We start from the raw sequence: 19,095 nt of genomic DNA, 5'->3' as shown, positions 1-19,095 counted from the left end.
CAAAATGTATGGAATAATAAATTATGAGGTATTTTTAATTACAGGAATTCTTTTAAATCTAATTCCTGGTGCTGATACAATGTATATAGTGGGAAGAAGTATTTCGCAAGGTAGGAAAGCAGGTGTGTATTCTGTTTTTGGTATTATTACCGGTTCGTTAATTCACACGTTATTAGTTGCTTTTGGATTATCCATCATACTTACAAAATCTATTGTATTGTTTAATGCTATTAAAATCATTGGTGTTATCTATTTAGTCTATTTAGGAATTAGAATGATTATTGATAAAACGAATGTAAACTTTCAAGCTAATGCGCCGAGTAAACTGAACATTAAAAAGATATATGTACAGGGACTTTTAACAAGTCTTACGAATCCGAAAGTTGCCTTATTTTTTATTGCGTTTCTCCCGCAATTTATAGATACAAAAGTTTCCAGTCCTATATCTTTTATTATATTAGGACTTACTTTTACGATTACTGGATTGTTGTGGTGTCTATTTATTGCTTACTTTTCTTCTTATGTTACAAAAAAAATAAGAGGAAACGAAAAGATAGGAAAAGTATTGAACAAAATAACAGGAATCATTTTTATCGGTATGGGGTTGAAGTTATTTCAAGCAAAAGCTCCTCAATAAGCAAACAAATGCCCCCTTTTAGAAAAGTTGTATAAAGATTTAAGTGAATATAAAAAGCCTCTTTAAAAATATTAAAGAGGCTTTTCTTTTGAAGGTATTGTATCTAAAAATCTACTTTATTGCGTTCTTTAAGTATTTTAAATCGCACACCTAATCTAATACTTTATTTTTCAACTCGATTTACAAGATTTTTAATTTGTTCTTTTGGAGCGTTTATACATATGCCTCCGTGATAACAAATTACTGATTCGATATCTAAATCTAAATATTTCTCCAAAGAAGAAAGGGCCGTATTCATATCTAATGTTGTTTTCTCAACAGGTCCTTGTAAAGAACCTTCTACACATATCATAGAATCACCGGCAACAAGAGTTTTACTTTTCTTTAAGTAAAGGCTAATATGACCAGGGGTATGTCCAGGTGTATAAATTACTTGAATACCTCCGCAATAAGGAAGCTCTTGTCCATCTTCTAAAGAATGATCTACTTTAGATTTAGGAGGATTCTTATATAAGAATTGCATTTCCTTAGGAAGAGATGCCCATGCATCTTTATTCATATGCTCAGGATTTGTTTTAATAAGCGGGAATATCCCCTCGATATATGGCTTATCAAGTTCATGTGCATACACATCGATTTGATGAATAGCTTCTTGTAATATTTCAGGAAGGCTTCCTATATGATCTAAATCCTGGTGTGTTACAATGATTGCTTTTAATTTTTCAAAAGGAACCCCCACATCATTCATAGCAGCACGAATTTGATCTAACTGTCCAGGCATACCTGTATCGATTAAAACAGCTGTTTCATCGTCCAAAATAAGTGTAGGGTGTAAAACGAAACCTTGTATTTTTAATTCAAGCATTGCAACTCCATTCGAAACCTTCATTGATTAAATCCCCCTTAATAGGCGTGTTTGTATTGTAGTTAACTACTACATAGATTAACTTATCACGCCTTTGAAATTTAAGTCAACTATAAATAATTAATCATAACATAAAATAAATATTTTGTCAATAATTTTTTAATTTATTATTAGATTCAATTAAATAGAGAGGAGGATTTCTATACCGTATGTAGAATATGAAAAAATACTTTCAAACAAGGAGATATTTACATGGATCTTATATCAAATATTCAAGGGATTGTTTTAGACTTAGATGGTACGTTACTAAATTCACAAAAAGAAGTATCTAAACGAAATAAACAAGCCATACTCGAATGTTATAGACAAGGAGTAACTGTTATTTTTGCAACGGCAAGACCCCCACGTTCAGTAAAAGCCTTTCTTCCTCGGAAACTTCAAGAGATAGCAGCTATTGTGTATTACAACGGCGCTTTAACCATTGACAATACATCAGAATACAGAAAACATTATACGATTGAATCAACTGTTACAAATGAAATAATTGAGCATGTAATTTCTCATCATTCGGATGCGTGTTTGTCTATTGAATCAGAAGATACGTGGTACAGTAACAAATCATTAGATTATAGTAAATCTATGAATACAATTGTAAATCCAATTGTAGTTTCTTTACATGAATTTAAAAGAATCCATGCTTCGAAATTATTAATCTCAGAATATCCGTATTACGAGAAATTACACAAGCAATTTGAACATAAAGTAAACACTGTATGTACCGACTCAGGAACTTTAATTCAAATTATGGCCAAAGGTGTTTCTAAGAAACAAGCTGTAATGGATCTTTGTGTTCAAAATCATATTCCGATGAACAACATAATGGCATTTGGTGATGATTGGAACGATTTAGAGCTTTTTTATGCTTGTGGTTTTCCAATTGCTATGGAAAATGCAATACCTGAACTAAAAGAAATGGCGTATTTCGTTACTAAATCTAATGATGAAGAGGGTGTAGCGGAAGTATTAGAAAAGTTAATTTGTATCATCAATAACAGTTAAAGATGTATGATTATTACTTGTTACGTAAAAAAGACAGCCCGCAAGCTGTCTTTTTTGAAATTATTTAAAACGGCTTAAAACAAGAAATTCCCACCATTTCCACGGCAGTAGATTCTTTAATAGAATCATTAACTTTACACCTTTTCCAATTGGATAACGTAAAGTTGGATGCTGCGATTCAGCAATAGCTACTATTTTCTCAGCAACATTTTTCGGATTTCCTAAAGTCTCATTGCCGTTATGAATATGTTGTTCAATTTTCTTCATGTATTCTTTGTAAGAAGACTCAGATCCTGAAGTAGCTTCCGCAAGTTTTTGTCCGATTTCCCAAATATTTGTGTTATATGATCCCGGCTCAATTAATGAAACTTCGATCCCAAACGGTTTTACTTCTAGGCGAAGAGATTCACTCCAACCTTCAAGTGCATATTTAGAAGAAACATAAGGGGAGAGACCAGGGAAACCCATTTTCCCGCTAATACTACTAACATTAATAATTTTCCCTCGTTTTTGTCTTCTCATAATTGGAAGAACAGCTTTTGTTACTGCGATAGCTCCGAACACGTTTGTCTCAAATTGTTTACGGTACTCTTCAATTGGAATTTCCTCTACAAAACCACCGCTTGCGTAGCCCGCATTGTTAATAAGAATATCTACCCGTTCAATGTTGTTTATAAAAGCTGTAAATTTACCAATAGACTCTTTGGAAGTTACATCTAACTGATGAATTTTTATATTTTGTTCTATATGCAACGATGTAGCCTGTTTTATTAATTCTGTTTGTTTTTCAATGTTTCGCATCGTAGCAATGACAAGATAGCCTTTTTTAGCAAATTCTAATGATGTAAGAAGCCCAAATCCGCTTGACGAACCTGTAATAATCGCAATTTTTTCTGTCATTTGTTTCTCACTTTCTATAGGAATGCAGTTTGATATTATCATATCGAAAGGAGGAAGGGGGATTCAATAGATTTGTTTAAATAGGTATATTTATATTCTGACATAAAAAAGTAGATTTTTAGGGGATTTGCTTTTTTTATGTCAGAATATGCGCTTACCAGGGAAATATTACTAAAGTGCTTTTATTCCCTAAAATAATCTAAGCAGTATAGACAAACTAATTTTTATGAATAAAGCCCACCCATATACATTTCTGTTAATGTATGTACAATATCTTCGAGAGAAAACTCTCGTTCATTTCGTACAATTTCCCATAAAAACATTTCATTCGCAAAGAACCAGCTCCTTGCTACTAAAAAACAATTCAAATCCTTACGTGCTAAACCGTTGTTTTGTGAATACGTAATATCTTGAACAATTCGCTCAATAAATCGTTCACGAATAGCACTCCATTTGTGGCGAACATCCTTAGAAGTACCTATTGCTTCTTCAACGACCTGTAATAATTGTCTTTCCATTTCCGCCATTTGCAAAAACGCATGTACTTGCTGCCGAATCATACTACGTGCTTCTTGCTTCGTTACTGGTTGAAAGATACGTTCTGCGATCGTATAAAATTGGTTCATCACATCGTCCATTAATACAATAAGTAAATCATCTTTATTTTTAAAGTATACATATGCGGTTCCATATCCTGTTTCCGCTTTTCTTATAATCTGGGAAATTGTTGTTTTTTGAAACCCCTGTTCTATAAAGACTTCACGACCAGCGAATAGTAATTTCTTTTTCGTTTCTAGTGAACGTCGTTGTCTAGCTGAGAAAGTATCTTTGTTCATATGTACCACACCTTTATACTGAAATATCAGAAAAATTAACTTTATTTTAGGGGAAACAGTAATATAATGTCAACTGATATTATGTCATTGACGTTATGTCAGTTTTGATGATATATTTTTACTAATTAGAATTAAAAGAAAATTAAAGAGAAGGTGAAAAAATGTATTCAAACCCATTTGAACCATCTTACGAGTATGCTCGTCAATGCGACATTTATGATGAGCTTGCATCGTTTCAACATGAATTTTATAAAAAAGAAGATGTCATTTATTTAGACGGAAATTCGCTTGGACTTTTATCAAAACGAGCTGAGCAGTCGTTACTTACAATGCTTGATTCGTGGAAACAATACGGTATTGATGGTTGGACAGAAGGGAAGTATCCTTGGTACTTTTTATCCGAACAATTAGGTGAATTGAGCGCTCCGCTTATTGGCGCTTCACCAGAAGAAGTGATTGTAACCGGTTCCACGACAACAAATTTACATCAAGTTGTCGCTACGTTTTATGAACCAAAGGAAGGGAAGACAAAAATCCTTGCCGATGAATTAACATTTCCATCTGATATTTACGCATTGCAGAGCCAAATTCGTTTAAAAGGACTAGATCCCGTCGAACATCTTGTTCAAGTGAAAAGCAGAGATGGAAGAATGTTGCATGAAGAAGATATCATTACAGCAATGACAGAAGATATTGCGCTCATTGTACTTCCGGCCGTGTTATATCGAAGCGGGCAAATTTTAGATATGAAGCTTCTTACAAAAGAAGCACATAAACGTGGTATTCATATTGGCTTTGATCTTTGTCATTCCATCGGTTCTATTCCGCATCACTTTCAAGAATGGGACGTCGATTTTGCAGTTTGGTGCAATTATAAATATTTAAATGCCGGTCCAGGTGGAGTTGGCGGCCTGTACGTTAACAAAAAGCATTTCAATCGTTTACCAGGATTAGCAGGCTGGTTTAGTTCTCGAAAAGATAAACAATTTGATATGGAGCACGAGCTTACACCAGCTGAGCATGCAGGTGCATATCAAATTGGTACACCGCATGTGTTAAGTGTTGCACCGCTTATCGGTTCTTTAGAAATTTTTAAAGAAGCGGGTATGGAGCGATTACGAAAAAAATCTCTTCATATTACACGCTATATGATAAATCTAATACATCATGAATTAACAGATATGGGCTTTACAATTGGTAATCCGTTAAAAGATGAAATAAGAGGTGGACATATTTATTTAGAACATAAAGAAGCAGCGCGTATTTGTAAGGCACTAAAAGCGAATGGAGTTATTCCAGATTTTCGTGCACCAAACGGTATTCGTTTAGCTCCTGTCGCTTTATACAATTCGTATGAAGAAGTATGGAAAGCCGTACAAATTTTGAAAAAGATTATGGTGGAAGAGCAGTATAAACAATTCGAAAATAAACGAGAGGTTGTGGCATAAGGATGAAAGAGAATAAGTGGATTGATATTTCTCAACCTCTAAACAATAATATTGCCACTTGGCCTGGCGATACACCTTTTTCCTATGAAGTGTCATGGACAAAAGAACAGAGCGGATCTGTTAATGTTGGTAAAATTTCAATGAGTATTCACACTGGTACACATATTGATGCGCCATTTCACTTTGATAATGATGGTAAAAAAGTAAGTGACCTTGATATTAACATTTACATCGGTCCTGCTCGAATTATTGATGTAACGGGTTATGAAAGCATAGGAGCGAAAGAATTAAAAATGCATGATTTAGAAGGGGTTAGTAGATTATTATTGCGGACCTCATCAAAAACAAATCCACAAGTATTTCCTGAAATAATTCCGTATTTACGTACTGATCTTGCACCCTATCTTCATGAAAAAGGTGTGCGCTTAATCGGTGTAGATGTTCCATCTGTTGATCCGCTTGATGATAAGGAGCTAGCAGCACATCATGAATTATTTAAACACGGCATTCACATTTTAGAAAATGTTGTTTTAGAAAATGTACAAGACGGAGACTACGAACTTATAGCTCTGCCGCTTTTGTTAACAGATGCAGACGGTAGCCCGGTTCGTGCTGTTATAAAACCATTATAAAAAGAGCCACTGCATAGAGAGGATGTCCACATATGAAGGAAAATGAAAAAGTAATTATGGAAAAAGGAATTCATACAGATTTTCGTAATAACATGACATACGGGGAATATTTACAACTAGATAGCTTACTATCTAGCCAAAAACGACTCTCTGATCATCATGACGAAATGTTATTTATTGTAATTCATCAAGCAAGCGAGCTTTGGATGAAATTAATTTTACATGAATTAGAAGCAGCTATTGAATCAATCAAAAACGAAAAGCTTGCACCCGCTTTTAAGATGCTTGCACGTGTTTCAAAAATTCAATCGCAAATTATCCAATCATGGGATATTCTTGCTACGCTCACACCAGCTGAATATATTGAATTTCGCGATTCACTCGGTCAAGCCTCCGGATTTCAATCTTTTCAATATAGAATGATTGAATTTGCGCTTGGTTATAAAACGCCACATGTTCTAAAAATCTATGAAAAAGATGCAGAATTGCACGCTCGTCTGGATGAGGCACTTCATACACCGAGTTTATATGACGTTGCAATTCAAACACTTGCAAAAGAAGGATTTCCAATTAACCCAAGTGTGCTGGAGCGTGATATTACGCAACCATATGAAGCAGATGCAACAGTAGAAGCAGCATGGTTAGAAGTTTACTCAGATGTGAAGAAATATTGGGACTTATATCAACTGGCTGAAAAGTTAATCGATATCGAAGATTGGCTGCAGCAATGGCGTTTCCGTCATATGAAAACTGTAGAACGTATTATCGGACATAAAATGGGAACTGGCGGTTCTTCAGGCGTTTCTTATTTAAAACGTGTACTGGATCAATCATTTTTCCCAGAGCTTTGGGCTATTCGAACAAAACTATAAACGATTAAACAATAAGCATAAAAGTTTTCTCTATGAAAAAGCTTTTATGCTTATTTGCATATTTTTAAATTGAAATTATGAATTATATTATTCTTATACGAAACAAAGAAGGTGAAAAAATTATGTTTAGTAAACAAAATGTCTTTAAAAAGACACTCATATTATTTTCTGCAATAGGGACATCTTTTGGAATTCTTTCATCAAATGTTGAAGCAGCTCCCAATCCATCTGCTTATTTAGCAACACTTCAGTTTGATGGAACAGATTGGATGGATACAGGAGAAAAAAATTTCCCTCACGCATTTCGTTTCCAGTCTTATGATAACGATATTGAACATAATAAAGAAAATGAAATTCGTTTCAAAATTGGAAATGCTGTAACAGGGATAGGATCAACAGGGGTAACAAATCGTGGTCCCAATAATCAACAACCAGCTGTTTATTTTCATATTGCTAAAAGAGGAGAATATGAAATATATGAATATTGGCTTTATTATGCTGACAATGATTGGATTAACAACCATGAACACGATTGGGAAAAGTATTTTGTTTACTTAAAAAATGGTGTTCCAATTCATCTGCTTATATCGAGCCACAATGGTTATAAAATAAAGACATGGGCAGAAGTCCCAAAAGATGATGGGCATCCTTTAATTGGTGTTGATGGAGGAGCTCATGCGATGAAATGGGATAAAGAAGATGGAGTGAAAATTCGTTATAATGGAGATATCACAAAACACAACGGACGTCTTGATGAAGGAGATCAAACGAATCAACCATGGATTCTCTATAGCAATGATCCAATTGATGGTGTAACAAAATATGTAGCTGCTCCTGATACATTTTATTACGGTGATCCGGCTTATCTCTTATACTCAGATGAATATAGTGATCCTCGCCAAGCACCTTGGAAACGCGAAGAATGGGATAATCCGCCGCTTCCTTAAACAAACCGCTCATATGAATACATATAAAAAGAGTAGAAAAAATCTACTCTTTTTTGTTTCTCATTTTAAATTCCGTTATAATAGTCAAATTAGCAATAAGTAGTAATGGAGGAGTTTCTATTGAACTTACCAGAATTAGAACATGCATTTAAGAAGAGAAAAGTAAATGCTTTTCTCATTTATCAAAAAGGTGAAATCGTTACAGAATATTATAAAACAGAGAAATGTGTACAAAATGTATATAAAATTAATTCGATAACAAAAAGTATTATCTCTATTCTAATTGGCATTGCAATTGAAAAAGGATATATCCATAGTATACATACACCCATTGTAGAGTGGATTCCAAATATACCAAAAGAAAAACAAGATCTGACTATATATCATTTATTAACGATGACAACGGGTGAGGAATGGCAGGAATTTGGAAATGGTGTTGTTTTCCCGAATGATTTTGTTGAGTCCAATCATTGGATAGACTATATTTTAAAGAAGCCCCTGATGAATCAGCCCGGAACAAAAATGAATTATAATTCAGGTTCTTCACATTTGTTAAGTTATATTGTACAAAAAACAACTAACATGACGACGGAACAATTTGCAAAGATACATCTATTTGATCCTTTACATATTACCGACTATGAGTGGCAGCAAGATCCACAGGGGATTTTTGTCGGTGGTTTTGGCATGAAAATGAAAGCAGAAGACATGCTGAAAATCGGCTTGTTATGTCTACAAAATGGATATTGGAACGGACAGCAACTTGTTTCTTCAAGCTGGATTGAGCAATCCCATCAAGAAAGATTTACAACATACGAACATATTGGGGCATACGGTTATCATTGGTGGGTATTAGATCCAAACAACTTCAACATACCATACCATACATATTTTGCGATGGGATATGGCGGTCAATATATTATTATTGTACCGCAATTAGAGTTAGTTGCAGTTATTAGTAGCCAAATGCCAAAACGGGGGTTGGTACCGCTTGAATTGTTTATGAACCATTTACAAGAAACGTATTAAAAAGGACAAATTTTACCTATAAAAGCCCAATCAGTTCAATTAGCCATCAGTGGAAGCTGAAAAAACCACTGATGGCTAGTTGAACTTTATACGAGTTGCATTGTAAAATGACAAACCTACCTACATAATTTGTACAATACTTATATGCAATCTAAAATCCATTTATTTCGAGACATTTAATTGCATAAAGTAATGATTAAGTGTATTCCGACAACCATGCTTCTAAGAATATACACATCTGTGATTGTTCATTCCGAACATAAATATTTAAAAGGCAATCAAAACAACATTAGTTTACTTGTAAACCCACTCTACATAAAGCTTGTTCTTCTGTTGTGATATTTTATTTTTTCTTATTTCGGTGTTTCTTTGAAATAAATATTTATAAAATTTTCTGTTTTTGTTTCAAATTCTACATCAACAAATACCCCAAATTCTTTTCCGTTCTTATCCCGCAACCACAACTTAAATTTTTCAACTGATGTATTTACTGTTTTCGGTCTTCTTCCTATATGAAGATAATCGATAATATCAGCTTGTGGGTATTTTTCTTTCGTTTTTTGCACTGCAAGTTTTCCCCATTTCGCGTATGGTGGCTGCGCATGAACAGCAGGAAAAGGTTTATAAATAACTAAGATAATTGCAGTAAGTCCAATACACAGAAGTAAACGAGTAAATAAACGTGTCATATTAAGCTCCTTTATCGAATTTTTTATCCCGCATGAACAGCCTCAAAGATTCAGAGGAAAGCAAAGAAGGTAGGTAGGAGATACTGCTCGTAAAAGCCCGATTGGTTTGACCATCAGTGCGGGGAGGAAGTTTCACTTTATAGTGTTTACACTTGGGTAAATTCATATGAATTTGCCTTTTTTTGTCTTCATTACATAAAACCGCATCATTTACAAAAAATAACCTTGAAATCATCGCCATATTCAAGGAGGTTGAACTATGCGTCGTAAAGCTTTCTTCAAAGTACCGCTTTTACTCATAACATTGGCGGCCGCTTTGTTAGTAAGTAGTGTTCATGAGAAGGAGGTAGAGGCTTTTTCCAATCAAGTCATTCAAAGAGGAGCTTCTGGAGAAGATGTAATCGAACTACAATCAAGGCTCAAATATATTGGATTTTACAATGGAAAAGTAGATGGTGTCTTTGGATGGGGTACATATTGGGCACTTCGGAATTTTCAACAAAAGTTCGGGTTACCAGTTGACGGACTTGCAGGTACAGCTACAAAACAAAAACTCGTTAAAGCTACAAAATATGAAAAACAATCAAATAACACAGCAAATAAGAAAAATAACAAACCGGCACCAAATAAAGGTACAAATGTTCCAAATGGATATTCGCAAAACGACATTAAAATATTGGCAAATGCTGTATACGGAGAATCTCGCGGTGAACCTTATATAGGACAAGTTGCCGTAGCAGCTGTTATTTTAAATCGCGTCAGCAGCCCGTCTTTTCCAAATACAGTAGCAGGTGTGATTTATGAGCCGCGTGCCTTTACCGCTGTTGCGGATGGACAAATCAATTTAACACCAAATGAAACAGCAAAAAAAGCTGTACTTGATGCGATTAACGGATGGGATCCATCTGGAGGCGCGATTTATTACTTTAATCCAGATACAGCAACAAGCAAATGGATTTGGAGTCGTCCGCAAATTAAAAAAATTGGAAGACACATTTTTTGTAACTAGTTAGGAGGTGGATGAGATATGTTTAGAGGTCTCATTATCGTTTTATTAACAATTGGAGTTGTAGGTACAGGATATTGGGGATATAAAGAACACCAAGAGAAAAATGCGGTATTAATTCATGCTGAAAATAACTACCAGCGGGCATTCCATGATTTAGCGTATCAAGTCGATTTATTACACGATAAAATTGGGACAACATTAGCAATGAATTCACGAACATCATTATCACCTGCATTAGCTGACGTGTGGCGCATCACATCTCAGGCACACTCTGATATTGGCCAATTGCCACTTACATTGCTTCCGTTTAATAAAACAGAAGAATTTCTATCGAATATTGGAGACTTTAGTTACCGTACAGCTATACGCGATTTAGATAAAGAACCATTAAACGATCAAGAATATAATACACTCCAGCAGCTATATAATAATGCTGCAAATATTCAAGATGAACTGCGCAAAGTACAGCATCTTGCCCTAAAAAACAACTTACGTTGGATGGATGTTGAATTAGCTCTTGCCTCTAATAATAATCCAGCTGACAACACAATCATCGATGGCTTTAAAACAGTGGAAAAAAACAGTCAATCTTACTCCCAAAGCCATTTTGGACCAACGTTTACAAGTTTGGAAAAAGAGAAAAAAGGCGAGACGCACATATCTGGTCCAAAAATTTCGGAAGACCAAGCAATAAATATTGCAAAATCTTTCCTTAGCTTAAAGGGATCTGAAAACATTTCTGTTGAAAAAAGTAGTAAGGGAGCAAAAGAAAAATTTTATAGCATTACTGTAAAGGATCCAAAGACAAATAGTGAAACGAATATGGACATTACTGAACAAGGTGGCTTTCCAATTTGGGTCATGAACAATCGGGAAATTAAAGAACAAAAAATTAGCTTAAAAGATGCAGGAGATAAGGGGCTTTCCTTTTTAAAACAAAATAAATTCAAAAACATGGAGTTATATGAAAGTTCGCAATACGATTCTGTCGGTGTTTTCACATTTGTAACGAATCGGGACAACGTGCGTATATATCCGGAATCCATTCAAATGAAAATTGCACTCGATGATGGTTCGATTGTCGGCTTCTCGGCAAAAGACTATTTAGCTTCTCGTAAAGATTTAAAATTCCCAAAACCAACATTATCGGTTTCGGATGCACGGAAGAAAATCAATCCCAATTTAAAAGTTATGGAAGAACGTGAAGCAGTCGTTGTAAATGACTTGCATAAAGAGGTACTATGTTATGAATTTTTAGGGACACTTGGCAAAGACACATATCAAATCTTTATTAATGCCAATAATGGCATGGAAGAAAAAGTGAAAAAATTACAAAGTGTAGAACAAGTTTATGACTAATGAATAGGAGTGACACCTTTGAGGAAAATCTTTTACTTTTGTATTTGTTTGCTTCTATTAGCAAGCTGCAGTACAAAAAAGAACGATAATGCAGCGAGTCCAAGTCCAACTTCGAATGCTAAATTAATAAGAACAAAAAGCGAAACAAATCAGGATGTTACTTATAAATCAGATGAAAAAGTGGCGGATCACTTGGCAAAATTAGCAGCGAGCGTACCAGGTGTAAACGATGCAACAGCAGTTGTACTTGGAAAATATGCAGTTGTCGGAATCGATGTCAACGCAAAACTAGACCGTTCTAGGGTAGAGACAATCAAATACTCAGTAGCGGAAAGCATAAAGCATGACCCACTCGGAGCAAATGCAGTAGTTGTAGCAGATATCGATACGTATCAGCGGTTAAAAGACATGGGCAAACGAATAAAAGAAGGAAAAGCTGGTGAAGGCATTCTTGATGAACTCGCAGCAATAGTTGGTCGTGTAATGCCGCAAGTACCAAATGATGTATTTGAAAACAAAAAGATCAATCCAACTAAAGAAAATGATCAACAATTAAACAAAAGTGAACAAAATGAACTAAAACAAGAACAAGTTGATCAATCCAATCAAAATTTAAAACGGTAAAATAATCCCCGTGTTATACAGCACGGGGATTATTTCTTGAAACAAAAACTGAATGTTTTGTTTATTACTGAAAATGTTGTATGATTTTGTATAAAAGGAAACATATGTTTTTATAAATGGAGGGATATACGTCATGCAAATGAATGAATCTATTCAACTCGTTCCATATACGGAAAAATTTAAAGAATCACTACAAGCGTTTACTTTACCTGAAGAACAAGTGCAATTTACATCTCATCCAATGGAACTTTTAGCCAAAGCAGAGCAGGATGTAACTCGGAATCCTATTGTAATATTAGCTAACGACAAGCCAGTCGGTATTTTTGCGCTGCAATCAGGGAATCGTGTACAGGAATATACAAATAAAGAAAATTCTTTATTACTCGTTTCATTTTCAATTAATTATACAGAACAAGGTAAAGGATATGCGAAACAAGCGCTATATCAGCTACCGAATTATGTAGATACATATTTTCCGAACATAGAGGAAATTGTTTTAGCGGTCAATGAAAGAAATATTCCCGCTCAAAAATTATATACAACAGTCGGATTTGAAGATAGAGGACATCGTAGAATAGGGCCAATTGGACCGCAATTTGTTTTATATTTATCATTGAAAAATAAAATTTCAGAAAATACAATGTAAAATAATCATATTATAATAACTAAAAGGTATATGTATAATGTGAGGGTTTATATCCGTTTAATAAGGATTTTTAATAACAAAGCAGAAACTATTGTAGTTATTTATGGAGGATACTATGCAGGTAAAATTAATTCTTGCCGGTTACGGCACCGTTGGAAAAGAATTTGTAAAACTCATTCATGAAAAATCATCCTTTATTCAAAAAGAATTCGGTTTAGATTTAGTCCTTGTTGGTATTATTGGACGTGATTTGAAATTATATCATCCAGAAGGACTTTGTATCGACACTTTACTTACACTAGGTGAGGGATCAGTAGCTTTACACAAATATTTAGAACAACATTCTGTTAATAACGAAAAAATGAACGGTCATGTTTTCATTGAATCCACACCAACCAATCTCGAAAACGGCAATCCAGGAAAGCAGTATATTTTACAGGCCATTGAAAACGGAATGGATATTGTTTCTATTTCAAAAGGAGCACTTGTCACGTCATGGAAAGAAATAAACGAAGCGGCTCGATTTGCAAATATTCGTATTCGCTATAGCGGTGCAACAGCTGCAGCACTTCCCACATTAGATATTGGTCAATTCAGCTTAGCAGGATGTAAAATTGAACGTATAGAAGGAGTTTTAAACGGCACAACAAATTATATCTTAACGAAAATGCATGAAGACAAAACTTCATACGAAGAAGCGTTGCAACAAGTGCAGCAACAAGGAATTGCTGAAACGAATCCTTCATTAGATGTAAGCGGAATGGATAGTGCTTGTAAGTTGTTGCTGCTATCGAACAGTTTACTGCATACAGAATATAAACTTGAAGATATAAGCATTGAAGGGATAGAAAATCTATCAAAACAAGATATACAAAAAGCAAAAGAACAAGGAAAGCAAATGAAACTTCTAGCGAAAGCATATAAAGCAGATGAAGGAGAAGTGCGGCTTGAAGTACATCCATATGCAGTAGAACATAATCACTCACTAGCAAGCGTTATAGGAACTGAAAAAGGAATTACCTTTTACACGGATACAATGGGAACAGTTACTTCTATTGGCGGGGCTTCTAATCCAAGAGGAGCTGCAGCTGCAGCTTTAAAAGATGTAATTAATCTGTATCGGAAAGATCTGATGTAGCTTTACATACGATTATGTGAAAATCCCGCTCTTTTATAAGTAGCGGGATTTGTCATTTCATTATTAAAAAGTAGCTATCTATTGTTAATTAAAGCTGTGTTTTTTTGTTTACTTTTTGGCATGAATAGGATTAAGATGTTTTTTAAGAATGTAGTTGTTTGACGAATTATACATATACAAAATAGAAAAATACCATTATGATATAGAAGCTAGAAAGAAAGCTGAAAGGGATTGAGAATTGTGAAGAAACTTGATGTACTGTTAATGGTGCTCAGCGTCCTGTTCCCAGTTGCGGGTATAATGAAACAAATGCCTCTACAATTATCATTATATATGGGAGGATTATTGTTTTTAACTAGTTTTGGAAGCTATCATGCAAAACGAATGCATTCACGAATATTTAGTTGGGTAGCTTATACAGCATTTATCACACTCTTGCTGACTATTTGGAATCAATTCGTATCAACCAGCTCTTTAGTAGCAAATGCAAAAATCGCTGCATGTATTGCTGTGATTCCGTTTTTATTTCGATTCCGCACGTATGCAATTACACTAGGTTTGCTCGCATTATGGGGTGCTATGTTGTGGGATATAAAACAAATTCAATCATTAGCGGTTTTAGGGCGAATGATGAACTTACTCACAACAGAACGATTGTATTTAATTATTCTAGTAGCAGGATTTTTAATTGGTGGATTACTTGCAAATGCACTACATCGTGATAACAGTAGTAACAGACAAGAAAAAACAACCATATTTAAACAAAAAAAGAAGCGAATGAGACCTACATTTAAAATTCGCATTCCGAGTTTACCACGAATTAAATTTAAAATATTCAAGTTCGGTAAAAAGTCTTCCAAACAAAGAGAGACTCGTCCGTATGAACGAAATCATAAAGAAAGAATACCAACTTACCATACAACACAAACAGAGCAACATAACGGAACAGAGCAAGGACAAACTAGAATGGAACGAAGAAGAAATCGTTATAATGCTTAGAAACTATGTTTGTACAACTATAAAAACCCGTAATACCCTGTAATAATCAATGGGGTATGCGGGTTTTTTCACTGTATATTAAATATCGAAATTTTTTATGAAGACAAAATATATAATCAACAATCTTATAGTAAAATAAATAAAAATACATTAATAACAGGGAGGACATCATGCAAGAAAAATATGTACTCGCCTTTTTGCAACCGCAGTATCCAAACCTAGCTCATATTGCATATAGCATAGAAAAGAGCATCTATAATGATCCGCATGGAACAATCGTTAAAGCTCGTCTATTTGGAGAAGCTGTTGCAAATGAGATTTGGGATAAAGAAAATTTACAAAGTGGATATGAGATAAAGTATATAGAGCGCATATATAAGCTATTTCATGAAGGAATTATAGATGAAAAGTTCCGTAATTATTTTGACTTAATTCATAAAATCGGCAATAAAGCTGCCCATAATGTGCATTACGGTAGTATCGTAGAATCCATACAAATTTATCGTACTGTTTTTAAAATCGCAGTTTGGTTTATGGAGTTATATGGCGATTTCAGCTTCAAAGCTCCGGAATATCGCGATCCGGAGATACCACAAATGACATCTGAGATTAGTAGCGATGAATTAACAGAACTATTAAGTAAAACAGTGGAAGAAACGATTGGAAAATCCATTCAAACAACGATACAAGAAGTATTCGCACAAATGATGCAACAACAAGAGATAATCAATGTCGCTTTCAAAAAACAAGAAGAAATACTAATTGTTATTTCTAATGAAGAGAAAATAGAAGAAGCACCAATTGTTATTTCTAATGAAGAGAAAATAGAAGAAGCACCAATTGTTATTTCTAATGAAGAGAAAATAGAAGAAACACCAATTGCTATTTCTTATGAAGAGAAAATAGAAGAAACACCAATTGCTATTTCTTATGAAGAGAAAATAGAAGAAACACCAATTGCTATTCCTAATGAAGAGAAAATAGAAGAAACACCAATTGCTATTTCTAATGAAGAGGAAATAGAAGAAACACCAATTGTTATTCCTAATGAAGAGAAAATAGAAGAAACACCAATTGCTGTTTCTAATGAAGAGAAAATAGAAGAAACACCAATTGCTATTTCTAATGAAGAAAAAATAGAACAAGTACCTGACACAACTTTTGATTTAGTTACATATCTTCAAAAATACAATGTAGATGTAATTGACAGACGTGAATTTGGAAGTACATTGTGGGTGCTTGGCGGCTGGGAGTTAAATGAAATTTTATTTCCATTAAAAGAAAAGAACATATTCTTTCGCTTTGTGGCAGGAGGCAATCGTATGACAAAAAATAAACCAGCTTGGTTTTTATTTGGTTCATACTTAACAAATAAAAAAAGCGAGACAACATCAAAACAAGATGCACAGCAAGAGCAGGCAGAAGCCACGCAGTTTGATCTTATGACATATTTGAAAGCACAAGATGTCGAAATATTAGATAAACGCAATCGCGGCGGAACATTATGGATTATTGGCGGTAGGGAGCTTAATAAAATTTTATTCCCACTAATAGAACATAAAATCTTTTTCCATTATATGGCGAAAGGGAATCGAACGACAAATAATAAACCAGCTTGGTTTTTGATGAGAAAATAATGAAGGAAAATATAAATCTACCATTCTTTAAACAATTGTCTCATTGTTCTCCATTGCATTCTCCATATCATCTAGGATTTTCGCAATAAACCTTCCTTGCAAATATTATAAAGTGGAAGGGGATAGTATATCTGTTTTATATACTTTTAATCGCTAATTACGACTTAAGTTACGAAAATCTTTCTCCATTTACAAATTCTTTTTTGATAGGATCTTCAATGTTATTAATTTCACGTAGTTTTTTTTGCAATCCATGATGCTTTTCTTTTTAATACAGGAAGTAGCTGCTCATCAGGAATGCCTTTAGGTGCTAATATTTGTACACTTCATTCAACTGTTACGTTAATTGTTTTTGTTTGTGTATACTGGATGTCTTATTCAATTGTTGTTTTGCCGAATTAGATTACCGGCATGATTAGCTATTCTTCCTTTTTGAGTATGTAGATAATGTATAATTGATATGAGAAACAGTCAAATATATTTTGTATCTATTAAGTTAGTTATATCATTTATATTCCTTGGTTAGAAGAGGAAGTTGAGTAACGTAAAGCCTATGCCAATTATATGCCTAATAATAATACACACATAAAGGAGAAACTATGCTCAAACATTTACAGAAAACACTCGAACACTTAACTGAAGAAGAAGCAAAGGAAGTGCTCTTCAATATACTCACACAACTTCACTCACTAGAAACACATTTTAATAAAGAAACATTAACTTCACTTATAAATACACCAAAAGAACTGATTCAACAGTACATACAAAAAACTGATATTACGAAAAGTAAACATGTTCATATCGCTTTTGGTGATTCAGCAGCAGGGTCATTAAAATGCGCTTTAAAAGAAGCGAACATTCAAGAAGAGCACGTTTTGTTATTTTCCGATGCTTTTTCTGTTGGACCTCTTTTTCATTTAGATGAAGAAGCAGGGCAAGTGGCACGTCAGCAATGGCTCCAGGAAAAATTAACGATAGACGGCTGCTTTTATGAAGAATATTTGCAAGAAATGAAAGCAATTTTAGAAAAATCATATGCGATTCCATCTCATATTCCGATTACAATTTGGACAGGGAATAATGCATATGAACATGTAGGACTTACTTTTGTTTTATTTTTACTAAAAGAGGCTACTCATCATATATATGTCGTGAATACAGCTGATGGTTTTGATAAGTTATTTCGCACACCAAACTTGGATTACACAGTACGCCATACCGCAGAACTTGCTCCTAGCAGATTAATGGCAATACGCGAAGCATATAAAGAGCAATCTCCTTTAACAAAAGAAGAGCGACAAGTATTTGAAAATGAATGGGAAACATTACGCGAAGAGCACGCAGTTTTACGTATTTGGGAGAATAATCGTGTTGTTTCTGTTTCTAAAGACTATATGGATCATTTCATCATACAATGTGCTAAAAGTTTAGAAACTGATGGATTTACAGATCAATTCTATAAGTCTGCTCGATTAGTTGGAGAAGTTTTAGGACATTTTGAGCAATGCGTAGGGGACGATTTTATTGAATATCGCCTGAAAACATTAATACAAAAGGGGATTTTTCATATGACAGGATCCTTGCATTCTATGAGGTCTTATAATGTACGATTAGCACAGCCAGAAAAATGATAGCGAATGAAAGGAGATGTATATGTGAACATCTCCTTTTTTATTTTCATATAAAAAGTAATATACGATTGTATCTTTCCTAACTTTCATAAAATCAAATGCGTTATAATGAGGATTAAATGCTACGTTTACCAAATA

Annotated in this window: 19 protein-coding genes; 15 read left to right on the top strand and 4 right to left on the bottom strand. The window is 34.2% G+C overall.

Annotation, left to right across the window (positions count from 1 at the left end; translation table 11 throughout):
* The first annotated feature begins 4 nt into the window (after positions 1–4).
* A complete protein-coding gene (locus ACFQZ1_RS24375) occupies positions 5–637 on the top strand; it encodes a LysE family translocator (protein WP_377884747.1) in 633 nt (210 codons plus the stop codon).
* Between the two features lie 163 nt (positions 638–800).
* On the opposite strand, the gene ACFQZ1_RS24370 is transcribed toward ACFQZ1_RS24375, so the two are convergent.
* Positions 801–1,526 (bottom strand): MBL fold metallo-hydrolase, encoded by a 726-nt coding sequence (locus ACFQZ1_RS24370; protein WP_377884745.1) that lies wholly within the window; start codon positions 1,524–1,526, stop codon positions 801–803.
* Positions 1,527–1,754: 228 nt separating this feature from the next.
* On the opposite strand from ACFQZ1_RS24370, the gene ACFQZ1_RS24365 reads away from it, so the two are divergent.
* Positions 1,755–2,561, top strand: a complete 807-nt coding sequence (locus ACFQZ1_RS24365) for a Cof-type HAD-IIB family hydrolase (RefSeq protein WP_377884744.1) — start codon at positions 1,755–1,757, stop codon at positions 2,559–2,561.
* A 60-nt stretch (positions 2,562–2,621) separates the two neighbouring features.
* On the opposite strand, the gene ACFQZ1_RS24360 is transcribed toward ACFQZ1_RS24365, so the two are convergent.
* A complete protein-coding gene (locus ACFQZ1_RS24360; RefSeq protein ID WP_377884743.1) occupies positions 2,622–3,461 on the bottom strand; it encodes an oxidoreductase in 840 nt (279 codons plus the stop codon).
* 224 nt (positions 3,462–3,685) lie between these two features.
* Positions 3,686–4,297 carry a TetR/AcrR family transcriptional regulator gene (locus tag ACFQZ1_RS24355; protein WP_377884742.1) on the bottom strand — a complete coding sequence of 204 codons (612 nt, stop codon included), beginning with the start codon at positions 4,295–4,297 and terminating at the stop codon, positions 3,686–3,688.
* Between the two features lie 161 nt (positions 4,298–4,458).
* Between ACFQZ1_RS24355 and kynU the strand changes: the two genes are divergently transcribed.
* From kynU to ACFQZ1_RS24330, 5 genes are all read left to right on the top strand, one after another.
* Positions 4,459–5,745 (top strand): kynureninase, encoded by a 1,287-nt coding sequence (gene kynU / locus ACFQZ1_RS24350; protein ID WP_377884741.1) that lies wholly within the window; start codon positions 4,459–4,461, stop codon positions 5,743–5,745.
* Between the two features lie 2 nt (positions 5,746–5,747).
* Entirely contained in the window at positions 5,748–6,377 is a 630-nt protein-coding gene (gene kynB / locus ACFQZ1_RS24345) for an arylformamidase (protein ID WP_377884740.1), read from the top strand.
* A 32-nt stretch (positions 6,378–6,409) separates the two neighbouring features.
* Positions 6,410–7,249 carry a tryptophan 2,3-dioxygenase gene (gene kynA / locus ACFQZ1_RS24340; protein ID WP_377884739.1) on the top strand — a complete coding sequence of 280 codons (840 nt, stop codon included), beginning with the start codon at positions 6,410–6,412 and terminating at the stop codon, positions 7,247–7,249.
* A gap of 122 nt (positions 7,250–7,371) precedes the next feature.
* Positions 7,372–8,196, top strand: a complete 825-nt coding sequence (locus ACFQZ1_RS24335; RefSeq protein ID WP_377884738.1) for an NPP1 family protein — start codon at positions 7,372–7,374, stop codon at positions 8,194–8,196.
* Between the two features lie 105 nt (positions 8,197–8,301).
* Positions 8,302–9,225, top strand: a complete 924-nt coding sequence (locus tag ACFQZ1_RS24330; protein ID WP_377884737.1) for a serine hydrolase domain-containing protein — start codon at positions 8,302–8,304, stop codon at positions 9,223–9,225.
* A 353-nt stretch (positions 9,226–9,578) separates the two neighbouring features.
* Here ACFQZ1_RS24330 and ACFQZ1_RS24325 read toward each other — a convergent pair whose 3' ends face one another.
* The gene (locus ACFQZ1_RS24325) at positions 9,579–9,914 is read right to left on the bottom strand and encodes a YqzG/YhdC family protein (protein ID WP_377884736.1); all 336 of its coding nucleotides are present in this window, start codon (positions 9,912–9,914) and stop codon (positions 9,579–9,581) included.
* Positions 9,915–10,173: 259 nt separating this feature from the next.
* Between ACFQZ1_RS24325 and sleB the strand changes: the two genes are divergently transcribed.
* The 8 genes from sleB (at position 10,174) to ACFQZ1_RS24285 (ending at position 18,957) form a co-directional block, all read left to right on the top strand.
* Positions 10,174–10,923, top strand: coding sequence for a spore cortex-lytic enzyme (sleB, locus tag ACFQZ1_RS24320; protein WP_377884735.1), 750 nt, complete (start codon positions 10,174–10,176; stop codon positions 10,921–10,923).
* Between the two features lie 18 nt (positions 10,924–10,941).
* Entirely contained in the window at positions 10,942–12,282 is a 1,341-nt protein-coding gene (gene ypeB / locus ACFQZ1_RS24315; protein WP_377884734.1) for a germination protein YpeB, read from the top strand.
* Positions 12,283–12,300: 18 nt separating this feature from the next.
* Positions 12,301–12,906: a YhcN/YlaJ family sporulation lipoprotein gene (locus tag ACFQZ1_RS24310; RefSeq protein WP_377884733.1), complete on the top strand. Its 606-nt coding sequence runs from the start codon at positions 12,301–12,303 to the stop codon at positions 12,904–12,906.
* A 133-nt stretch (positions 12,907–13,039) separates the two neighbouring features.
* Positions 13,040–13,552: a GNAT family N-acetyltransferase gene (locus ACFQZ1_RS24305; RefSeq protein WP_377884732.1), complete on the top strand. Its 513-nt coding sequence runs from the start codon at positions 13,040–13,042 to the stop codon at positions 13,550–13,552.
* Positions 13,553–13,667: 115 nt separating this feature from the next.
* Positions 13,668–14,690: a homoserine dehydrogenase gene (locus ACFQZ1_RS24300; protein WP_377884730.1), complete on the top strand. Its 1,023-nt coding sequence runs from the start codon at positions 13,668–13,670 to the stop codon at positions 14,688–14,690.
* Between the two features lie 240 nt (positions 14,691–14,930).
* Positions 14,931–15,689 (top strand): DUF3959 family protein, encoded by a 759-nt coding sequence (locus tag ACFQZ1_RS24295; protein ID WP_377884729.1) that lies wholly within the window; start codon positions 14,931–14,933, stop codon positions 15,687–15,689.
* A 170-nt stretch (positions 15,690–15,859) separates the two neighbouring features.
* Positions 15,860–17,326 carry a hypothetical protein gene (locus ACFQZ1_RS24290; protein ID WP_377884728.1) on the top strand — a complete coding sequence of 489 codons (1,467 nt, stop codon included), beginning with the start codon at positions 15,860–15,862 and terminating at the stop codon, positions 17,324–17,326.
* A 599-nt stretch (positions 17,327–17,925) separates the two neighbouring features.
* The gene (locus tag ACFQZ1_RS24285) at positions 17,926–18,957 is read left to right on the top strand and encodes a DUF1835 domain-containing protein (protein WP_377884727.1); all 1,032 of its coding nucleotides are present in this window, start codon (positions 17,926–17,928) and stop codon (positions 18,955–18,957) included.
* Positions 18,958–19,095 lie beyond the last annotated feature (138 nt).

The organism is Bacillus sp. CGMCC 1.60114 (assembly GCF_042676365.1).
In the GTDB taxonomy this organism is placed as follows: Bacteria; Bacillota; Bacilli; order Bacillales; family Bacillaceae_G; genus Bacillus_A; species Bacillus_A rhizoplanae_A.
This window is presented reverse-complemented; position numbering and strand designations above follow the sequence as displayed.

Coding starts and splice junctions, on each gene's coding strand:
- ACFQZ1_RS24375 (WP_377884747.1), top strand. CDS start 5: ATGTATGGAATAATAAATTATGAGGTATTTTTAATTACAGGAATTCTT.
- ACFQZ1_RS24370 (WP_377884745.1), bottom strand. CDS start 1,526: ATGAAGGTTTCGAATGGAGTTGCAATGCTTGAATTAAAAATACAAGGT.
- ACFQZ1_RS24365 (WP_377884744.1), top strand. CDS start 1,755: ATGGATCTTATATCAAATATTCAAGGGATTGTTTTAGACTTAGATGGT.
- ACFQZ1_RS24360 (WP_377884743.1), bottom strand. CDS start 3,461: ATGACAGAAAAAATTGCGATTATTACAGGTTCGTCAAGCGGATTTGGG.
- ACFQZ1_RS24355 (WP_377884742.1), bottom strand. CDS start 4,297: ATGAACAAAGATACTTTCTCAGCTAGACAACGACGTTCACTAGAAACG.
- kynU (WP_377884741.1), top strand. CDS start 4,459: ATGTATTCAAACCCATTTGAACCATCTTACGAGTATGCTCGTCAATGC.
- kynB (WP_377884740.1), top strand. CDS start 5,748: ATGAAAGAGAATAAGTGGATTGATATTTCTCAACCTCTAAACAATAAT.
- kynA (WP_377884739.1), top strand. CDS start 6,410: ATGAAGGAAAATGAAAAAGTAATTATGGAAAAAGGAATTCATACAGAT.
- ACFQZ1_RS24335 (WP_377884738.1), top strand. CDS start 7,372: ATGTTTAGTAAACAAAATGTCTTTAAAAAGACACTCATATTATTTTCT.
- ACFQZ1_RS24330 (WP_377884737.1), top strand. CDS start 8,302: ATGGAGGAGTTTCTATTGAACTTACCAGAATTAGAACATGCATTTAAG.
- ACFQZ1_RS24325 (WP_377884736.1), bottom strand. CDS start 9,914: ATGACACGTTTATTTACTCGTTTACTTCTGTGTATTGGACTTACTGCA.
- sleB (WP_377884735.1), top strand. CDS start 10,174: ATGCGTCGTAAAGCTTTCTTCAAAGTACCGCTTTTACTCATAACATTG.
- ypeB (WP_377884734.1), top strand. CDS start 10,942: ATGTTTAGAGGTCTCATTATCGTTTTATTAACAATTGGAGTTGTAGGT.
- ACFQZ1_RS24305 (WP_377884732.1), top strand. CDS start 13,040: ATGCAAATGAATGAATCTATTCAACTCGTTCCATATACGGAAAAATTT.
- ACFQZ1_RS24300 (WP_377884730.1), top strand. CDS start 13,668: ATGCAGGTAAAATTAATTCTTGCCGGTTACGGCACCGTTGGAAAAGAA.
- ACFQZ1_RS24290 (WP_377884728.1), top strand. CDS start 15,860: ATGCAAGAAAAATATGTACTCGCCTTTTTGCAACCGCAGTATCCAAAC.
- ACFQZ1_RS24285 (WP_377884727.1), top strand. CDS start 17,926: ATGCTCAAACATTTACAGAAAACACTCGAACACTTAACTGAAGAAGAA.